Origin of the sequence: Niallia sp. FSL W8-0951, from assembly GCF_038006525.1 — a bacterium.
Lineage (GTDB): Bacteria > Bacillota > Bacilli > Bacillales > Cytobacillaceae > Niallia > Niallia circulans.
The window spans coordinates 144,074-162,730 of record NZ_JBBOVK010000003.1; the positions used below are offsets into that span (position 1 = coordinate 144,074).

An 18,657-nucleotide genomic window follows, 5' to 3' on the forward strand; every position below is an offset into this window, starting at 1 on the left:
TCTACAAGAATGAGAATGATAAAATAGAGACAAACATCATGAGAGGAAAGAGGTGGAATGAAATTGCAATTTATAACAGCAAGCGCCAAGATGCTTGAAGAAGTTAATGATATCTATATCAAATGCAGAGAAAATCTAATTAAGCATGATATTTTCCAATGGGATGATCATTATCCGAATAGAGGCTATTTTCAAGACTGTATCGAAAATAAGATGCTATTCGTTTTATTAGAAGAGGATAAGATAGTGGGACATGTGGTATTAAATGAATGGCAAACAGAGGAATGGCAGTCCATTCCATGGAATGGAAATAATCCTTTGATTATTCACTCTCTTATGCTTAATCCCCGTTACCAAGGAAAAGGGATAGGAGCAATCATGGTCCAGCATATGGAGGAATATGCTCTTGCCAAAGGATATGATAGCATCCGATTAGATGTATTTTCAGGAAACCCTCAAGCTTTAAAGTTATATAAAAAGCATAGTTATATAGAAAAAGGGGAAGTTTTCTTTGCCTCTAAGCCTATTGGGCATCAAAAATATCTTTGTATGGAGAAGGAATTGATATGAATATTACCGCGATTACTGAAACTAACCGTGAAAAAGTAAAATTATTTTTCCAATCTCATTGGGGAAGCCCTGAAATGGTACTTTCTACAGGTATCTATGATTGCAGTGCTTTAGATGGATTTATTGCCTGGAATAAAGAAGGGGAAATGATTGGTTTAATAACCTATATTTTAAGAGATACGGAGTGTGAAGTTATCTCTTTAGACAGTATCGAAGAAGGAAAGGGTGTTGGGACAAAGCTTTTACATACTGTTGAACAAACAGCCAAACAAGTCCTATGTGATCAGGTCAAAATAGTTACAACAAATGATAATTTACTAGCTTTAAAGTTTTACCAAAAAAGGGGTTATTGTTTAGCAGAATTGCTCGTAGACGCAGTAAAAGAAGCTAGAAAAATTAAACCAGAAATCCCCTTCCTCGGAAACGATGGTATTCCTATTAGAGATGAAGTGGTGCTCATAAAAAATCTATTAACAACCAAAGTGAATGAAAGGTGAAGATAGTGTCTATATCATTGGAAGTTTATGAAGAAAAATATAAGCAGCAATTAGAAGAATATCTTTTGTCAGATGAACAGCTATATTATACAAGTACGCCGCTTGATGCTTTAGAGAAATGTTTAATGGAAGAGGATCGTCACCCTATTGTTATCTTAAATGATGGGATGGTTGCGGGCTTTTTTGTCCTTCATGGATGGGAGGGAGTAAAAGCGTATAGTGACAATAAAGAAGCTATTCTTATGCGAGCTTATTCTATCCAGCATTCATTTCAGGGGCAAGGAATAGGCAGGGAATCAATGGAACAATTAATCCCCTTTGTGAAAAAGCATTTTCCTGCGAAAAAGGAAGTAATCTTGGCTGTGAATGTGAAAAATACTAGAGCGCAATATGTTTATCAGAAAGCAGGATTTGCTGATACAGGAAGAAGGGTAATGGGGCCAAAAGGAGAACAAATTATTCTCAGCAGAAAAGTGTAAGTAAGATTATTTCAAAAGAATAATCTGAAATAGTAGGAAAATCTAATTGTAATCCGAGAAAGTAATAGATGCTTTCTTGGATTTTTTTAGTTGGGTTGTAAATACAATAAATCGCTAAAGAAAGCCTCTTACCATATTAAAAGAAAATATTAAAAAAACAGAACCTAAAGGAGGTTTGTGTCGTCTAAACGTAATAGGAAAAAGGAGGAGGTTTTAGATGCTTGAGAAAAAGCACAATATGCATCAGAGAGAACAAATGAGCTCTGCCGATCCTCTTGAAAAGAAAGAACGCCTTATTTGGTTAATGGATGAGTACGGAAAAAGTGTTGTCCGATTAGCATATACTTATGTTCGTCATAAACAAACGGCAGAGGATATTGCCCAGGATGTATTTATAAAATGTTATGAAAATATCGATGATTTCCGAAACGAGGCATCCTATAAGACTTGGGTATACCGCATTACGGTAAATCGCTGTAAAGATGTATTAAAAAGTTGGTCTTATAAAAATATCCTTTTTGCAGACTTTCTTTCTTTTAAAAGAGATAGTAAAGAACAATCTGTAGAATCACAAATTCTTTTAAATGAGGAGAATCGTTACATCTCCGAGCAAGTCATTTCTTTATCTGTCCCACTTCGAGAAGTGATTATCCTGTATTATTATGAAGGTTTATCCCAATACGAAATAGCAGAATTACTAGAATTGAATGAGAATACGGTAAAGTCCAGGATGCATCGTGCACGTCAGAAGCTAAAAAAACTGCTTGATGGAGGAGATGGCAATGGATGAAAAACTAAAAAATTTAGATGAGAAAATGAATGGAACGATATTAAAGGAAATAAATTTTTCTGAGGAACAGAAGCAAAGGATATTGAAGCAGATTAATTATTCTGGAAAGAAAAGAAAAAGCCCATGGTTTGTTCATAAATATATTCCGGCAACAATTAGTGTAGTCATGATTATCCTTTTTTTTATTGGTATAAAAAGTCTTATGATAAATCAGAGTGTTTCAGCACAATACCGAGATAAAAAGGAAATTGTTGAAAGATTATCCCAAACATTTAAACCTGTGCATACTGTTGTTGGCCAATTCGAGAATAGAATGAGAGATGGAGATAAAGCTAATACTATAACTTTTACATTAAATCTAGACAAAGAACTATATAAATCCAGCGAGAAAGTATGGACCGAAGATGGTTATCAAACAATAAATATATTATGGAAAGATGGAAAGCTAATCTATAAAAATTCCACAATAGGCGTTTCGGATGAAAAAAAATTAACAAAACAGGAATTTATAGAATCAGGATATTTAGGTTCCATTTTCGAAGGCAGAAAGTATATTTCACTTCTTGAAAATTATAATAATTGGAAATACAAGGAAGTTGAGCGGTTTGGGAGAGTGCTCTATCAGATTGAAGGTAAGCAGCCGGATAATACTCATTTTCCCAAGAAAGATGCTTTTGCTCTGACAGTAGATAAGGAAACAGGTATTATTTTGTATTTAGCCTTATATGATCAAAATGGCGCGAGCAAAGTAATAATAGACACAATTGATATATGGATAAATAAGGAAGTTCCGGATGATATATTCCAACTTTTTTAAATAAGGAGTAATAAAAAGAAAGAGAGATAACCATGAAAAAACATAAGAAAATTACTATAAGTATATTATCTATTATTTTTATTAGCATATGTAGTTTTGTATTTTACTTGTATAAAACGATAGATAATACAGTAGATAAGGTTTACGAACCTATTGATGGAGAAACAAAAACGGAAAGTAAGCTAAGAAGTGAAAATGTCAAAAATAAAAAGCCTATCTCCATTTTATTAATGGGAGTGGATGAGCGGAAGAACGATGTGGGGAGAACTGATGCCTTGATTGTTATGACGTTAAATCCGGTGAAGGAAAAATTACAAATGATAAGTATACCGAGAGATACAAGAGCAGAAATAGTCGGAAACGGGGCGATTACTAGAATTAACTCCGCTTATGCGTTAGGGGGAGTGAAGATGGTATTAGATACAGTAGAGGGATTTACTGGGCAAAAATTGGACTATTATATAAAAATTAATATGGAAGCACTAAGTGGGATGGTCGATGCTTTAGGTGGCATAACCGTAGATAATGAAATTGAATGGCTTGATGAAGGGTACTACAAGAAAGGATATCATTATCAATTAGGAAATATAGATTTAGATGGGGAGCAGGCATTAGGTTATGTGAGAATGAGAAAACTGGACCCTAGAGGAGATTTTGGCAGGAATGAAAGACAAAGAAAGGTGATAGCAGCGATTATTGATAAAGGAACTAGTATCTCCTCAGTTACTAAATTTAAGGATATATTAGAGACTTTAGGTGAAAATGTGAAGACTAACATTCCCTTGAATGAGATGGTATCTATTGAAAGAAGTTATAAGAATACTAGAAATAGTATGGAACAATATGAAGTAAAAGGTGAGGATGCTTATATAGATGGTAAGTATTTCTTCGTGGTAAATGAAGCGGAAAGAAATCATGTTAAGGAAATGCTTGCGAATAATCTTTTAGACTGAGACGAGAAGAATTAAATATGCGTTCGACTGTGAAAATAAAGCAAGTATCCATCTACATTATGATTCTGGTGGAAAAGTAGGAAGGTTGATTCTGCTCTTAACGGACGGTAAGACTCCAACTGCCAGCTAATCCCGAATGAGAGAAAGATAGCAGGCATATCAAGAGCCAGTAAAAGCCAATAGAAAACGACTAGCCATTATTTTTATCAAATCGGTTCTCGTTCTATGCAAACATATTATAATAAGCTATATCTAAATAAAATGGGGAAGAAGGTTATTTTATATGGGTCCAATTAATCTATTAGAGCAATATATTGATGCGACAAATACGCATGACTTCGAAAATGTAGAACGGCTGCTGCACCCACAAGCGATCTATTGGTTCTCAGATCAAACATGCAGAAGTAAAGAGGAGATAAAAAATTATTTTGAGAATGCGTGGGACACTATTAAGGAAGAAAAGTATTCAGCTGCAGACATACAGTGGCTAGGTATGGGAAATGACACAGCAACATGCGTCTATCATTATCATTATGAAGGATATTATAAAGGCGAATTTATAAAAGGCAGTGGACGAGCAACGAATGTGTTCGTAAAAGATCCAGATGGAAATTGGAAAATTATTCATGAGCATTTGAGCAGCTTGTAATACTGATTAAAAGGAAGATAAAGGCCAAAGTCCGTTTCCAATTATTCATTGTGAATAGTGGAAACGGAATAGGCTGCAGTATAATCGAATGAATATTTAAAATTTTATTTTTCTAACGCTAACGTCATAAAAACACTATTCGGATCTTCAGCATAATCCGAAAATGGGCCGCAATACTCAAATCCTAAGCTTTCATATAGTTTTTTGGCTGGTAGAAAAGCATCCATGGAACCTGTCTCTAAACTTAATCGGCTATAGCCACGATTTTTGGCTTCTGCGATAATATGGAGAAGCAATTTTCTTGCTACTCCTTTTCGTAAATGATGAGGGGAGGTTTTCATAGACTTTATTTCTCCATGCTTGTTATCTAGCTCTTTTAATGCACCGCAGCCAGTTAGCTCTCCATCCTCCCATGCACTCCAAAAGGTTACATCTGGTTTTCTTAATCCTTCCACATCTAATGCATGAATGCTCTCAGGAGGGGAGTGGAGGGTCATGCTATGTAAATGATCCTCTAATAAAGCAATGATTTCTTTTGATGTAACAGGGTCGATTATAATGTGCATTCTCATCATCCTTTTCATTATTTTACCTACTATTCTACTAATTTCCTCATTCCAATGAAATAGCTTATTTGCATTTTGATTGGAAATATTTAATTAAATATCTTTAATTAAAAATATTTGCCTTTGAACCATTTTTTTTGTTATGATGTTCACATAGATTTAAATTTGTATAAGGGAAAGGAAAATGAAATAAATGAATGTATTAGTAGTAAAAGCAAACAATCGTCCGGCAGCTGAAGCTGTATCAAGCAAAATGTATGAAACATTTATGGAATCTGTTAAGGGTGCTGAAAACCTTAATGTGAATGTATATGATGTCTATGCAGAAGATACTCCTTATTTTGGTCAAGAATTATTTGATGCTTTCGGTAAAGTACAAAGCGGAGAAGAATTAACAGATATAGAGCAACGATTATTAGCTGCAAAACAAAAAGCGATGGATGCTTTAACAGCTGCTGATGTAGTAGTGTTCGCATTCCCACTTTGGAACTTAACTATTCCAGCTAAATTACAAACATTTATTGATTATGTATATGCTGCAGGCTTTGCCTTTAAATTTGATGCAGAAGGTAACATGATTCAATTAATGACAGATAAGAAAGCAATCCTTTTAAATGCTCGTGGCGGTGTTTATTCTACTCCAGAAGCTGCTTCTTCTGAAATGGCTGTTAACTATATGCGTGCTGTATTTGGTGGCGTATTTGGTATGGAAATCATTGATGAAGTTATTATCGAAGGTCATAACGCAATGCCTGATAAAGCTGCTTCTATCATTGAAGAAGGATTACAAAAAGTTGCTGCTGCTGGAAAGAAATTAGTAGCACAAACTGTTTAATAAATATTAACTAGTTAAATAGATAAACTCCGTTTGAAATTAAGTTTTCAGACGGAGTTTTTTTATGGAAAAAAGATTATACTAGGAGAAGGAATGTTTAGGACATATGTCCTTTTCCTATTTTTAGAAATCGATTATCTTTAAAAAGGAAATCAAACAACAAGGGGTCGAACAAATGAGAGGTATTTTATTTGCACTAATGGGTGGGGCATTCATTACCCTTCAAGGAGTGGCAAATGCAAAAATTAGTCAGGATATTGGTTCTTGGCAGGCAGCTACCATTACACAATTTACTGGTTTTGTACTTGCATTTCTAATCTTATTAATCGTAAAGGAAGAAGCATTTTCAAAATATAAACAAGTAAAGCCATTATATTTGGCGGGAGGTTCGTTTGCTTCGGTTGTTATTTTCAGCACGATTACCGCCATGCATTTAGTGGGGGCAACGTTAACAATCTCAACTGCTTTGATTGCCCAGTTATTTATAACCTTTCTAATAGATAGCAATGGCTGGTTTGGACTGGAAAAGCAGCAAATGAGAGCTCCACAGTTTATTGGAATTGGTATGATGATAATAGGTGTTCTTTTATTAAAAATGTAAGGAGAACCATCCGTGAAAGAAATGGGAAATCTAGAGCAGATAGAAAAATATATTCGCAAGTTTCAATTAGAAGCAATCTTTCCGAAAAAGTTGAAAGACCATTTACATCTTTATGCTTTTAATCAAGGGGAATTTATTTGTACGCAAGGACAGGCAGCGGAATATCTTTACATTTTGGTAGATGGCAAGGTGAAAATATATACGACAACAGCAGAAGGAAAAACGTTAATTCTATCCTTTAAAACACCAATCGAAATGGTTGGGGACGTTGAATATGTAAGGAATACAGATATTTTGAACACGGTGGAAGCTATCACAGATGGGGTGGTCATTGGTGTACATAAACGATATTTAAAGCAATATGCGAATGATTATGCCCCTTTCTTGCAGTTTCTATTGGATATTATTACGAAAAAATTCTATATAAAATCTAGTTCGATGCGTTTCAATTTATTTTACCCAGTGGAAGTGAGACTGGCTAGTTATTTAGTATCTGTTTCTTTTGATAAGGAGGATCCTTTATACAATACGGATGGTAATGAAATTAATCTTAAGGATACAGCCAATCTAATTGGCACTAGCTATCGTCATTTAAATAGGGTAATACAGCAATTCTGTCAGGATGGATTGATTGAACGGAAAAAGGGGTTTATTATGGTGAAAAACCGCGATGGTTTATTGAATTTAGCTGGTAAAAGTATTTACGAAGAAGGGGCAGGTGAATAAAAAACATGATATATGGATTACTGATTGCCTTTATTAGCGGGAGTCTCGTTGGGGTGCAGAATATATTTAATAATCGAGTAAATCAGAAGGCTGGTCTTTGGGCAACGACGACTCTAGTGTTAGCGTTAGGCTTTATTGCCTCCTTTACTTTGGGTATTATTTCAGAAGGGACAGGCCTTTTTCACTTAGAAAATATGCACACATGGTATTGGTTCAGCGGAATTATTGGTGTCGGTGTTGTTGTATGCATGACAAAGGGGATTAAGCATTTGGGAGCAACATATGCTGTGTCGATTTCTTTGTCTTCTCAGCTTGTTTTTGCCTTGCTATTTGATTCCTTCGGTTTATTGGGATTAGATCAGGTTCCGTTTACTTTCAAGCAATTAATAGGAGTATTAGTTATTATCGGTGGCATTCTCGTGTTCAAAATGGGTGGTGCATCAGAGAAGAAACAGCCAGTGAAAGAACTGCTGAAATAATAGGAGTGAGTTTACATGCAAGGATTACTGAATAATAAGGAAGAAACAATCAGCAAAAACGCTGGGATCATGAAGTATTATCAAACATTGCTTTTTGATGTGGACGATACTTTACTAGACTTTGCAGCTGCAGAGGATCACGCCTTTCGATTATTGCTGCAAGAGCAAGGAGTTTCCTACAGAGATGAATGGAAAAAGCAATATCAAGAGCTCAATAAAGATCTTTGGAAAGCCTTTGAAGAAGGAAAAATAACGCGCGATGAGGTCGTCAATACAAGATTTACCCTCTTCTTTGACACATTGGGCATAAAAGTAGATGGTGTTGTATTACAGCAAAGCTACCGCAAGTATTTAGGAGAAGGAAATCAGCTGCTAGATGGAGCACTTGATTTAATACAAAGAATTTCCAATCGTTTTGATTTATATATTGTGACCAATGGAATATCAAAAATCCAAGAAAAGCGGTTAAAATCCTCAGGTCTTTACCCATTCTTTAAAGCTATATTTGTCTCAGAAGATACTGGCTATCAAAAGCCGATGAAGGAGTTCTTTGATTATTGCTTTGAACGAATCCCGCAAATCAACAAAGAGACAACTTTAATTATTGGCGATTCGCTAAGCGCCGATATACAAGGCGGCTGCAATGCAGGAATTGATACATGCTGGTTTAATCCATTAAAAAAGAAAAAGGAATTAGAAGTCCAGCCAACATATGAAATAGCCAAACTAGAAGAATTGCTTATTCTTCTAGACCAAGAAGAACAATCGAACCCTTAATGGATCGATTGTTTTTTATCTTCTTTGTCTAATTTTCGGATAAGTCCAATACAAGTTCTGGAAATTAAGAAGGTACAAGTTTCGGTTAGCAATGTATCATACCAATTCCAGCCCTTCTTATAGGAGATTAACTTTGTGTATTTTTCGAACAGAATTTCTACAATCGTCATCGGGATACTAAAACAAAGTGCTTTGAGAATAATTCCCGGTAGTTTGGAATGATAGCTTATTTGATTATAAACAACACAGGTGATCGGAAATAGTAAATAATCAAATAACACATTAATTTTAAAATGCTTTGGTAAAAATCGAACAGGGAAACTAAGGCGTTTTTTCGAAGTAACAATACCGTCAATAAAACTAGACAGATACCCTTTTAAAAAGAAAACAAGAAACCAATCCTTTGCTTGTTTTTTTCTAAAGATAATTGGTAAAAGTCCAATTCCTAAAAATAGGAGGAATCTTAATATTTTCCGTTCCACTCAATAATCACCCGTCTAGTTACGATTATCCTTTCTTTAAGTTATCACAGGATTTTTTTATATTCCCCCAATACGAAGAAAGTATGAAAAAAAAGCATCTGTTTGGATGCTTTTTTTGTGACAATGAAACCCCGCTGCTTTTTTAATCATGTGCTTTTCCGTTTAATTAATTCTGACTGCAGTAAAACAGTTTTTGGAATTTTTCTTTGATCTAGAATTTGCTCAAGAAGTAAAGAAACACCCGTCTTGCATAGTTCCGGTATATCAATATGAAAGGTTGTTAAGGGAGGTGATACATATTTCGCCACACTTATATTATTGACGCTTATAATACTGACTCTATTTGGAATCGAAATATTATATTCATTAAAAGCTTGAAGACTTCCGACTGCAATTGGATCAGAGGCAATAAAGAAGGCAGTCGGCAATTCTTCTTTTAAGCAGTCAATTGCTTTCTTTGTAACGGTATAGCCATCATTTACGGAAAAATGCCTTTCGCCAAATATATATCTTTCATCGAGCAATCCGATATTCTGCATATGTGCACGAAACGTGATTTCGCGAATATCCATTTCATCTTCATTCGTATCTGGATTATGATAGGTTCCACCAATAAACCCAATTTTTTGATGTCCATTTTCAATGAAGTAATCGATTGCCTTTTTGGTGATTCTTATAGTATCCGGTAATACAGCATCATATAGGTCAGGGACAGGATTAGTATCAATGAAAACCCCTTTTTTCGTTTTCTTTCTTAGTTTTTGAATTTCTTCCATCGAAAAGGCACCAACTGCAATAAAGCCAGAAATATCATGGGGGATACTATTTATACCGTCTTCATGTTTGTATAGATGCAATTCAATATTATGGTTAATAGCATTTTTTTCAAGTTCTAATCGCATTTGTTTAAAATAAACATCCTCCAGCTCTTCTTTATCCGTAATCCAGTAAAGAAGTGCAACCTTTTCAATAAGTGGTTGAATACTTTTTCTTTCATATCCTAACTCAAATGCTGTATCTAAAATTCTCTTCTTGGTTTCTGGAGAAATGGAGAGTGTTGAATCATTATTTAATAATCTCGAAACGGTAGATGGTGAAAAACCTGCCTTTTTTGCAATATCTTTTATGGTGACCATGTAAACCTCCTAAAAGCACTGTTCTCAATACATACATTATAAGCGATTTGTTTATAAATTAGTAATGTTTTTTAGTAAATTATTTTCCTGATGTTATTACTTAATAAGTAAATATTTTTATTAGTATTTATTATATTATTAAATTTATTAAGTATTGTATTTTTCTTTTTTAATAAAATATATTACTAAATATATTTACAAAAAATTCTTTGTATAGTATTCTTTTGTTAGAAAACGTTTTCAGACAATAGAAAAAGCAAAGGGTGGAAAAAAGATGAAAAAGAGGCTTACCGCAATACTTTTGAGTAGTTCTTTAGCTTTAGCGTTAGCAGGTTGTGGACCATCAGATGAAGCAAATAGCGATACATCTTCAAAGAAAAATAACAATGGCTATGATCTCCTTGTATGGGAAGATCAAAGCAAGTCGGAAGGAATTGCAGATGCAATTAAAAAATTTGAAGAAGAAAATAACGTGAAAATTAAAGTTGAAGAGAAAGCTTATGCAGATCAATTAGAAGATTTGCGATTAGACGGACCAGCAGGTACAGGAGCTGATGTTATCACAATTCCCGCAGATCAGATTGGAACGGCTGTAACAGAGGGGATTTTAAAGGAAATCACAGTTGATGATACGCAAAAGTCAATGTATACAGAGGCAGCGATGGAATCCCAAATGGTTGATGGCAAAGTATATGGGCTTCCTAAAGCCGTGGAAACGACCATTTTATACTATAACAAGGACTTAGTAAGTGAAGACCAATTGCCGAAAACAACAGAGGAATGGTATGAGTTCTCTAAAGGGGTAACCAAGGATGGAAATTATGGCTTATTGGCTTTATGGGATCAAATATACTATGCAAATGGTGTTCTAAGTGGATATGGAGGTTATGTATTCGGGCAGGACAGTTCTGGAGCATACAATCCAGAGGATATTGGTTTAGCAAATGAAGGAGCCATTGAAGGAGCAGAGTATATTTCTAAATTTTATAAAGATGGATTGTTCCCATCCGGAATTATTGGCGAGCAAGGGATAAATGTTCTGGATTCTCTATTTACAGAAGGGAAAGCCGCTGCGGTTATTTCTGGACCGTGGAATTTAGAGCCGTATGCGAAAGCAGGCGTCAATTATGGAGTAGCAGAGCTCCCGATGTTAGCAAATGGAGAACATATGGGATCCTTCATCGGGGTGAAAAGCTATAACGTAAGCACTTATAGTAAAAATGCAGAACTAGCAGAAAAATTAGTTGAATTTTTAGCAAATGAAGAGAATTCGAAAACACGCTATGAAATTACGAAAGAAGTTCCAGCAGTAAAGGCGTTAGCAGAAGATCCAGCTGTGACAGAAAGTGAAAATGCAAAGGCAGTAGCGAATCAATCTCAATATTCACAATTAACACCAGGCATTACAGCAATGGATGCAGTGTGGCAGCCAATTGACTCAGCACTTCAAACGATTGCAACAGGAAAAGCGAAGCCAAAAGAGGCTCTGTCAACAGCGGTCGAGACAATCAAAGGTTCCATTGCTGCTAATAGTGGAAACTAACTAGGAACAAGGAGGGGCACAGTATCCAAAAAATACTGGTCCCTTTTAAAAGGAGAGAGGTGAAGTTTAAGTATGAGCTTCCAAGCAAAGGCAGTTGATACAGATACAAAGACAGCGAAAAGGGCTGCATTATTATCAATCATTCCAGGTTTAGGGCAGTTCTATAATAAACAATGGGGAAAGGGAGCATTCTTCCTTATCTTTTCTATCGCATTTATTGTTGTTTTTAAGGATTTATTTAATATGGGACTATGGGGGATTGTTACGCTTGGGGAACAAGTGCCCCGAGATAATTCCATCTTCTTACTTGCAGAGGGCATTATCGCTGTAATTGTTATTTTTTTCGGATTAGCTTTTTATTACTTCAATATAAAAGATGCGTATGCGATTGGAAAGAGAAGAGAAGAAGGATTTGCTATTCCTTCCATAAAAGAGCAGTATCAGGTTCTTTTAGCAGAAGGATATCCATATATCATTACAAGTCCAGCTTTCCTTTTACTTATTTTCTCTGTTATTTTTCCGATCCTATTTTGTTTTGCACTTGCCTTTACTAACTATGACCTGTACCATTCCGCTCCTGCTAATTTAGTGGATTGGGTAGGACTTGAGACATTTAAGAAGATATTTACCGTCGATATATGGCGAGCTACTTTTTTTGATGTATTAGGATGGACTTTAATTTGGACACTGATTGCCTCAACGCTTCAAGTGGCAATAGGGATTTTTTTAGCGGTGGTTGTTCATCAGAAGGAATTACGCTTTAAAAAATTCTTTCGTACTATTTTAGTGTTACCGTGGGCTGTACCTGGATTTGTAACAATTTTAGTATTTGCAGGCATGTTCAATGATAGCTTTGGGGCGATTAATACTTCCATCTTAGCTTTTTTTGGGATAGATAGTATTCCTTGGCTGACAAGCCCAAACTGGACACGATTGGCATTATTGCTTATACAAGGATGGCTTGGGTTTCCGTATATATTCATTGTCACCACCGGGGTACTTCAATCGATTTCCGATGATCTATACGAAGCAGCAACGATTGACGGAGCTTCCCCCATTCAAAAGTTCAAAAATATTACGCTGCCACTTATTTTATACTCAATGGCACCTATTATTATTACGCAATATACGTTTAATTTTAATAACTTTAACATTATCTATCTGTTTAATGCGGGAGGACCAGCTGTGCCAGGATCAACAGCCGGTGGTACAGATATTTTAGTTTCCTGGATTTATAAATTAACGATGCAGAACAGTCAATATGCACTTGCTGCTGCATTGACGATTTTACTTAGTATTTTTGTTATTAGTATTGCTCTATGGCAATTCAGAAGAACGAATTCTTTTAAGGAGGTAAAATAAGATGGCCAAAAAAACGGTCAGTATCAAAAAACAGCGGACTATTCGAATGACACTTACTTACCTCCTTTTGCTTATTGTATGTACCCTTATTATTTATCCGTTAGTATGGACGATTGGTGCTAGCTTCAATCCGGGTAACAGCTTGGTAAGTACGAGTATTATCCCAGATAATCCAACAGTGGGTCATTATAAAGACCTTTTTCAACAGGAAGGTACTCTTTACTATGGAAAATGGTATATGAATTCGATGAAGATTAGTATTCTCACAATGGTGTTTTCGATACTATGTGTCTCTTATACAGCATATGCTTTCTCTCGTTTTCGGTTTAAAGGGAGAAAAAATGGTTTAATGTTATTCTTGCTATTACAAATGATTCCACAGTTTTCTGCTTTAATCGCAATCTTTGTTTTGGCGCAAATGCTTGGGTTAATCAATAGCCATTGGCTCTTAATATTTATTTATGTTGGTGGCCAAATCCCAATGAATACGTATTTAATGAAAGGATATATTGATTCTATACCGCTTGACCTGGATGAAAGTGCGAAAATTGATGGAGCTAGCAACACCAGAATATTTTGGAGAATACTCATGCCCTTATCTAGACCGATGCTTGCGGTAGTTGCAATGAATGGATTCACTGCTCCGCTGGGAGACTTCGCGATATCATCGGTTATATTGAGAAATCCAGAATACTATACACTTCCGATAGGCTTGTATAAATTAGTCAGCGACAAAATGGGAGCAAGCTACACCACCTTTGCAGCTGGAGCTATTCTGATAAGTATTCCGGTTGCGATTGTATTTGTAGCTTTACAGAAGCATTTCGTATCTGGATTAACAGCAGGAGGAACAAAAGGATAAGAATCGGAGGGCATTAAGATGACAGATAAAACAGTAGCAGATAATCGCTTATTGCATGGTGGAGATTATAATCCAGATCAATGGCTCGATTATCCAGAAATATTGAAAGATGATTTACAATTGATGAAATTAGCAAAAGCAAATACGTTCACTTTAGGGGTATTTGCATGGAGTGCACTTGAACCAACAGAAGGGGAATTCCAGTTTGACTGGCTCGATGAAAGAATAGAGGCTATTTATCAAATGGGCGGGAGAGTCATCTTAGCTACTCCAAGCGGCGCCAGACCAGCATGGATGTCTAAGAAGTATCCAGAAGTCTTAAGAACCACCGAAAATCGCATGAAAATGTTACATGGGGGACGCCATAATCATTGTTTTTCTTCCCCTATCTATCGTGAAAAAGTAGCAATTATTAATAGAAAGCTAGCGGAGCGCTATGGAAATCATCCTGCGTTACTAATGTGGCATATTTCCAATGAGTATAGCGGCGATTGTCACTGTGAACTTTGCCAAGATAATTTCCGTAATTGGCTGAAAAAGAAGTATGGGACCTTAGATAAACTAAATCATGCTTGGTGGGGACCATTTTGGAGCCATACGATCACGGATTGGTCAGAAGTTGAATCTCCTTCTTCCATTGGAGAAAGTATGGTTCATGGTTTGAATTTAGATTGGAAACGTTTTGTCACTGACCAAACAATTGATTTTTACAAGCATGAAATAGTGCCATTAAGGGAAATCTCTCCATCTATCCCTATTACAACAAACTTTATGGCAGACACGCATGATTTAATACCCTTTCAAAGTTTGAATTATAGTGAGTTTGCAAAGCATGTGGATATTGTTAGTTGGGATTGCTATCCTGCTTGGCACAATGATTGGGAGGAAACAAAGGACTTAGCTGCAAAAGTTGGTTTTATCAATGATTTGTATCGCTCTTTAAAACAACAGCCTTTTCTCATTATGGAAAGTACACCAAGTGGCGTCAACTGGCATGATGTGAATAAAACGAAGAGACCTGGTATGCATTTGCTATCCTCCATGCAATTTATCGCACATGGTTCAGACAGTGTTCTGTATTTTCAATGGAGAAAATCAAGAGGATCCTCCGAGAAATTTCACGGGGCAGTAGTGGGTCATGATAATAGTGAAACGAATCGAGTCTTTCAAGAGGTTTCAGCAGTTGGTGGAGCTCTAGAGAAGATTGCTGAAGTAAAGGGAACACATAAACAAGCAAGAGTAGCAATTGTATATGATTGGGAAAATAACTGGGCTTTAAACGATGCACAAGGATTCTCCGATTCAACAAAGCAATATCCTCAAACGTTGCAAAAGCATTATCAAAGTTTTTGGAAAAAGGATATTAGTGTCGATATAGTTACATTAAATCAAGAGCTTGCTTCCTATGATTTAGTTATTGCTCCAATGCTCTACATGATGTCTCTTGATACAATTTCTAAATTAGAAAACTATGTTGCAAATGGAGGAACACTTGTAAGTTCATATATTAGTGGCCTTGTTAATGAAACGGATCTTGCCCATTTATCAGGTTGGCCGGCAACGCTAAAACGAATATTTGGCATTGATGTAAAAGAAACAGATACTCTTTATCCAAAAGATAGAAATACCCTTACCTATAACGGGAAGCAATATGAAATAAAAGATTATTGCACCATTTTTGAAAGGAAAGAAGCGAATATTTTAGCGACGTATATGGAGGACTTTTATCAAGGGAATCCTGCTGTTGTAGAAAACTGCTACGGGAAAGGAAAAGCCTATTTTATAGGGGCAAGAACGGAACAGGCCTTTTTAGATGATTTTTATGAGGAATTGCAAAAAGAAGGTAATCTTGACAGCGAAAGGGAAATTCTGCATAAAGAAGGTGTTTCCGTCCAAAGAAGGGATTCGGCTGAGTGCTACTATTTATTTGTCATGAATTTTACAGAACAAAAGCAAACAGTAACGTTAAAAGAATCCTTTTTCGATTTACTTACACAAGAAATAAAGCAAGAACAGATAGAACTTTTGCCATATGAAGTAAGGGTGTTAAAAAGAGAAAAATAATGAGGAATAACAAAAGAGGACGACGGATATCGTCCTTTTTTTGCTGTTCTAAGTCGTAACCATAGCACCGCCATTTACATGAATCGTTTGTCCTGTCATATAAGAACCATCATCAGAAGCAAGCAACACATAGACTGGAGCAATTTCATACGGCTGCCCCGCCCGCTTCATTGGTACATCTGAGCCTAATGTAGCAATATTTTCAGCTGATTGTGAAGCAGGCTGGATGGGTGTCCAGAAAGGTCCAGGAGCAACAGCGTTCACACGGATACCTTTTTGCACAAGGTTGTTGGCTAGCGCTCTTGTATAACTAACAATCGCACCTTTAGTCGTCGTATAATCAATCAAGTCACTTACCCCAATATAGGCAACCAAAGAGGTCGTATTAACAATACTGGCTCCTGCTTTTAAATGAGGCAAGACAGCCTTTGTTAAGTGAAAATAGGCATGGATATTTACATCAAACGTTAATTCCCATTGTTCATCTGGTATGGAAGTTAAGTCTTCTCGCAAAAATTGTACAGCTGCATTATTAACCAAAATATCAATTTTCCCAAACGTTTCTAATGTTTTTTGCACAATGAATTCACAATGTTCTCTTCTTCGCAAGTCTCCTGGAATCAGTAAGCAGGAACGACCATAATGCTCGACAACTCGCTTTGTTGTTTCCGCATCTGTATGTTCGTCAAAATAAGAGATAACAATGTTCGCCCCTTCCTTCGCAAAAGCGACGGCAACGGCTCTGCCAATGCCGCTGTCTCCGCCGGTAATAATAGCTGTACGATCCTTTAACTTACCTGTTCCGATATATTTAGGGTTATCAAAAATTGGAAGTGGATCCATCAAATATTCAAACCCCGGCTGCCGTGTTTGCTGCTGAGGAGGAAACGTCCATTCAATTTCTTCACATTTTACTTCAGAACCATAATGTTGTTTCTTTATCACATTAATAACCTCCATACTTTCTTACTTTTCCTGGTTAATAAGCGTGGGGAGGAGAGGAAAGATTGAGATAAGGATGTATAGTGGGTGAAGGCTGAGTGGCATGGTATGGATAGTTTAGGACTCCTCCGGTTTGGTCACATCCTGGTGGTGGCCCGAGAATAGTAGACTGTGTAATTGGGGCAATGGCATGTGCGTAGGCGGCTTCGTTTACACAATAAGCTCTGTTAGCAATTTCCTTTGGCAAAAAGCGTAGAAAATCAGAACCAAACACGATATCAGGTTTCGGCTGGTCGAAAATAGTAAGAAAATGAGTATTGTTTCGCAATGCTACTATCCAGTGGAACCACCCCTTTGGAAATTGGGAAGCTTGCCCGGGTTTTACATGATAAGTCATGATGCTTTGTGTAAAGGGGTTGAAGACAGAGGTCATAACTTCCCCACTAATGACAAAAACAAGTTCATTCACATTTGTGTGCCAGTGCGGCTGAACAATGAATCCTTGATTAAGATGGACATTGAATAACCCAGTATGTATCGCAGGCAATTGTTCAGAAAATAACTGTGTAATGTAATTATAAGAATCCCTTTTATAATTAACAGACTGGGTAGAATCCCCGAATAGTTGAAAGGAAGGGGAAGCTGGATTAACAGACATGATGTAGCCTCCTATTTTTCATATGGAAATATTTATATGGCTTACAACTTTAAATATATACAAAACTAGGTTGGCCTATGAGTGGGAAAATCAGTTTGTTTGTAGGAAAAGTAAGGCAATGGCTTGATATGGATGGAGGTGAAGGGCGGAAATCGAAGTGGGAGAATCGGCAAAATTTTGGGTATAACAGTTAAAATAGTGGGGAAATCAGTAAAAGTATAAGTATTATATTAGTCAAAATAGTAGGGGAATCGGTGAAATTATGAGTGTACCAGCCAAGGTGAAGGGGTAAATTAGCTAAATTATGGATATATTAGCCAAAGTGTAGGAGAAATCAGCCAAACTCTGAAAATATCAGCCAAAAGGGAGGTAGAATCAGCCAAACTCCGAATATATCAGCCAAAAGGGAGGTAGAATCAGCCAAACTCAGGATATATCAGCCAAAGTGGAGGTAGAATCAGCCAAACTCTAGATATATCAGCCAAAGTGGAGAGGGAATCAGCCAAACTCCAGATATATCAGCCAAAGTGGAGGTAGAATCAGCCAAACTCAGGATATATCAGCCAAAGTGGAGGTAGAATCAGCCAAACTCAGGATATATCAGCCAAAGTGGAGGTAGAATCAGCCAAACTCCAGATAAATCAGCCAAAGTGGAGAGGGAATCAGCCAAACTCCAGATAAATCAGCCAAAGTGGAGATAGAATCAGCCAAACTCTGAAAATATCAGCCAAAAGGGAGGTAGAATCAGCCAAACTCCGAATATATCAGCCAAAAGGGAGGTAGAATCAGCCAAACTCAGGATATATCAGCCAAAGTGGAGGTAGAATCAGCCAAACTCCAGATATATCAGCCAAAGTGGAGAGGGAATC

Annotated in this window: 21 protein-coding genes; 16 read left to right on the forward strand and 5 right to left on the reverse strand. The window is 36.4% G+C overall.

Annotation, left to right across the window (positions count from 1 at the left end; translation table 11 throughout):
• Positions 1–63 precede the first annotated feature (63 nt).
• The 7 genes from NSS71_RS23045 (at position 64) to NSS71_RS23075 (ending at position 4,755) form a co-directional block, all read left to right on the forward strand.
• Positions 64–570 carry a GNAT family N-acetyltransferase gene (locus tag NSS71_RS23045; protein WP_161798408.1) on the forward strand — a complete coding sequence of 169 codons (507 nt, stop codon included), beginning with the start codon at positions 64–66 and terminating at the stop codon, positions 568–570.
• Positions 567–1,067, forward strand: a complete 501-nt coding sequence (locus NSS71_RS23050; protein WP_047943983.1) for a GNAT family N-acetyltransferase — start codon at positions 567–569, stop codon at positions 1,065–1,067. Before NSS71_RS23045 ends, NSS71_RS23050 begins: the two co-directional genes overlap by 4 nt.
• A gap of 5 nt (positions 1,068–1,072) precedes the next feature.
• A complete protein-coding gene (locus NSS71_RS23055) occupies positions 1,073–1,546 on the forward strand; it encodes a GNAT family N-acetyltransferase (RefSeq protein ID WP_047943984.1) in 474 nt (157 codons plus the stop codon).
• 217 nt (positions 1,547–1,763) lie between these two features.
• Positions 1,764–2,336, forward strand: a complete 573-nt coding sequence (locus NSS71_RS23060) for a sigma-70 family RNA polymerase sigma factor (protein ID WP_341152067.1) — start codon at positions 1,764–1,766, stop codon at positions 2,334–2,336.
• Entirely contained in the window at positions 2,329–3,153 is an 825-nt protein-coding gene (locus tag NSS71_RS23065) for a hypothetical protein (protein ID WP_341152068.1), read from the forward strand. The genes NSS71_RS23060 and NSS71_RS23065 overlap by 8 nt, the downstream gene beginning before the upstream one ends.
• 32 nt (positions 3,154–3,185) lie before the next feature.
• Positions 3,186–4,106: an LCP family glycopolymer transferase gene (locus NSS71_RS23070; protein WP_047943987.1), complete on the forward strand. Its 921-nt coding sequence runs from the start codon at positions 3,186–3,188 to the stop codon at positions 4,104–4,106.
• Positions 4,107–4,389: 283 nt separating this feature from the next.
• Positions 4,390–4,755 carry a YybH family protein gene (locus NSS71_RS23075; protein ID WP_047943991.1) on the forward strand — a complete coding sequence of 122 codons (366 nt, stop codon included), beginning with the start codon at positions 4,390–4,392 and terminating at the stop codon, positions 4,753–4,755.
• Positions 4,756–4,859: 104 nt separating this feature from the next.
• Here NSS71_RS23075 and NSS71_RS23080 read toward each other — a convergent pair whose 3' ends face one another.
• On the reverse strand, positions 4,860–5,321 hold the full coding sequence (locus NSS71_RS23080; RefSeq protein WP_047943993.1) for a GNAT family N-acetyltransferase: 462 nt from the start codon (positions 5,319–5,321) through the stop codon (positions 4,860–4,862).
• A 193-nt stretch (positions 5,322–5,514) separates the two neighbouring features.
• Here NSS71_RS23080 and NSS71_RS23085 point away from each other — a divergent pair, with 193 nt between their 5' ends.
• From NSS71_RS23085 to NSS71_RS23105, 5 genes are all read left to right on the forward strand, one after another.
• A complete protein-coding gene (locus tag NSS71_RS23085; protein WP_047943995.1) occupies positions 5,515–6,156 on the forward strand; it encodes an FMN-dependent NADH-azoreductase in 642 nt (213 codons plus the stop codon).
• Positions 6,157–6,331: 175 nt separating this feature from the next.
• Positions 6,332–6,757: a DMT family transporter gene (locus tag NSS71_RS23090; RefSeq protein WP_047943997.1), complete on the forward strand. Its 426-nt coding sequence runs from the start codon at positions 6,332–6,334 to the stop codon at positions 6,755–6,757.
• Between the two features lie 12 nt (positions 6,758–6,769).
• Positions 6,770–7,483: a Crp/Fnr family transcriptional regulator gene (locus tag NSS71_RS23095; RefSeq protein ID WP_047943998.1), complete on the forward strand. Its 714-nt coding sequence runs from the start codon at positions 6,770–6,772 to the stop codon at positions 7,481–7,483.
• Between the two features lie 5 nt (positions 7,484–7,488).
• Complete coding sequence (locus NSS71_RS23100) at positions 7,489–7,962, forward strand: DMT family transporter (RefSeq protein ID WP_061800661.1); 474 nt, start codon at positions 7,489–7,491, stop codon at positions 7,960–7,962.
• 69 nt (positions 7,963–8,031) lie between these two features.
• A complete protein-coding gene (locus NSS71_RS23105) occupies positions 8,032–8,739 on the forward strand; it encodes a YjjG family noncanonical pyrimidine nucleotidase (protein ID WP_061800743.1) in 708 nt (235 codons plus the stop codon).
• Here NSS71_RS23105 and NSS71_RS23110 read toward each other — a convergent pair.
• Positions 8,736–9,221, reverse strand: coding sequence for a CBO0543 family protein (locus NSS71_RS23110; protein ID WP_047944002.1), 486 nt, complete (start codon positions 9,219–9,221; stop codon positions 8,736–8,738). The genes NSS71_RS23105 and NSS71_RS23110 overlap by 4 nt on opposite strands.
• Before the next feature lie 146 nt (positions 9,222–9,367).
• A complete protein-coding gene (locus NSS71_RS23115; RefSeq protein WP_047944004.1) occupies positions 9,368–10,357 on the reverse strand; it encodes a LacI family DNA-binding transcriptional regulator in 990 nt (329 codons plus the stop codon).
• A 274-nt stretch (positions 10,358–10,631) separates the two neighbouring features.
• Here NSS71_RS23115 and NSS71_RS23120 point away from each other — a divergent pair, with 274 nt between their 5' ends.
• From NSS71_RS23120 to NSS71_RS23135, 4 genes are all read left to right on the forward strand, one after another.
• Positions 10,632–11,900 carry a sugar ABC transporter substrate-binding protein gene (locus NSS71_RS23120; protein ID WP_341152069.1) on the forward strand — a complete coding sequence of 423 codons (1,269 nt, stop codon included), beginning with the start codon at positions 10,632–10,634 and terminating at the stop codon, positions 11,898–11,900.
• Between the two features lie 72 nt (positions 11,901–11,972).
• Positions 11,973–13,262: a sugar ABC transporter permease gene (locus NSS71_RS23125; RefSeq protein ID WP_047944007.1), complete on the forward strand. Its 1,290-nt coding sequence runs from the start codon at positions 11,973–11,975 to the stop codon at positions 13,260–13,262.
• A 1-nt stretch (position 13,263) separates the two neighbouring features.
• Positions 13,264–14,124, forward strand: coding sequence for a sugar ABC transporter permease (locus NSS71_RS23130; protein ID WP_047944009.1), 861 nt, complete (start codon positions 13,264–13,266; stop codon positions 14,122–14,124).
• Between the two features lie 18 nt (positions 14,125–14,142).
• Positions 14,143–16,188 (forward strand): beta-galactosidase, encoded by a 2,046-nt coding sequence (locus NSS71_RS23135; RefSeq protein WP_341152070.1) that lies wholly within the window; start codon positions 14,143–14,145, stop codon positions 16,186–16,188.
• A gap of 48 nt (positions 16,189–16,236) precedes the next feature.
• Here NSS71_RS23135 and NSS71_RS23140 read toward each other — a convergent pair whose 3' ends face one another.
• Both NSS71_RS23140 and NSS71_RS23145 read right to left on the reverse strand, forming a co-directional pair.
• On the reverse strand, positions 16,237–17,133 hold the full coding sequence (locus NSS71_RS23140; protein ID WP_412973475.1) for an SDR family oxidoreductase: 897 nt from the start codon (positions 17,131–17,133) through the stop codon (positions 16,237–16,239).
• Between the two features lie 34 nt (positions 17,134–17,167).
• Positions 17,168–17,788, reverse strand: coding sequence for a cupin domain-containing protein (locus NSS71_RS23145; RefSeq protein WP_144546749.1), 621 nt, complete (start codon positions 17,786–17,788; stop codon positions 17,168–17,170).
• Between the last annotated feature and the right edge of the window lie 869 nt (positions 17,789–18,657).

Bases quoted from the DNA above. Each gene is read 5' to 3' on its own strand.
- NSS71_RS23050 (WP_047943983.1), top strand. From the start codon at position 567: ATGAATATTACCGCGATTACTGAAACTAACCGTGAAAAAGTAAAATTA.
- NSS71_RS23060 (WP_341152067.1), top strand. From the start codon at position 1,764: ATGCTTGAGAAAAAGCACAATATGCATCAGAGAGAACAAATGAGCTCT.
- NSS71_RS23065 (WP_341152068.1), top strand. From the start codon at position 2,329: ATGGATGAAAAACTAAAAAATTTAGATGAGAAAATGAATGGAACGATA.
- NSS71_RS23070 (WP_047943987.1), top strand. From the start codon at position 3,186: ATGAAAAAACATAAGAAAATTACTATAAGTATATTATCTATTATTTTT.
- NSS71_RS23075 (WP_047943991.1), top strand. From the start codon at position 4,390: ATGGGTCCAATTAATCTATTAGAGCAATATATTGATGCGACAAATACG.
- NSS71_RS23080 (WP_047943993.1), bottom strand. From the start codon at position 5,321: ATGCACATTATAATCGACCCTGTTACATCAAAAGAAATCATTGCTTTA.
- NSS71_RS23085 (WP_047943995.1), top strand. From the start codon at position 5,515: ATGAATGTATTAGTAGTAAAAGCAAACAATCGTCCGGCAGCTGAAGCT.
- NSS71_RS23090 (WP_047943997.1), top strand. From the start codon at position 6,332: ATGAGAGGTATTTTATTTGCACTAATGGGTGGGGCATTCATTACCCTT.
- NSS71_RS23100 (WP_061800661.1), top strand. From the start codon at position 7,489: ATGATATATGGATTACTGATTGCCTTTATTAGCGGGAGTCTCGTTGGG.
- NSS71_RS23105 (WP_061800743.1), top strand. From the start codon at position 8,032: ATGAAGTATTATCAAACATTGCTTTTTGATGTGGACGATACTTTACTA.
- NSS71_RS23115 (WP_047944004.1), bottom strand. From the start codon at position 10,357: ATGGTCACCATAAAAGATATTGCAAAAAAGGCAGGTTTTTCACCATCT.
- NSS71_RS23120 (WP_341152069.1), top strand. From the start codon at position 10,632: ATGAAAAAGAGGCTTACCGCAATACTTTTGAGTAGTTCTTTAGCTTTA.
- NSS71_RS23125 (WP_047944007.1), top strand. From the start codon at position 11,973: ATGAGCTTCCAAGCAAAGGCAGTTGATACAGATACAAAGACAGCGAAA.
- NSS71_RS23130 (WP_047944009.1), top strand. From the start codon at position 13,264: ATGGCCAAAAAAACGGTCAGTATCAAAAAACAGCGGACTATTCGAATG.
- NSS71_RS23135 (WP_341152070.1), top strand. From the start codon at position 14,143: ATGACAGATAAAACAGTAGCAGATAATCGCTTATTGCATGGTGGAGAT.
- NSS71_RS23145 (WP_144546749.1), bottom strand. From the start codon at position 17,788: ATGTCTGTTAATCCAGCTTCCCCTTCCTTTCAACTATTCGGGGATTCT.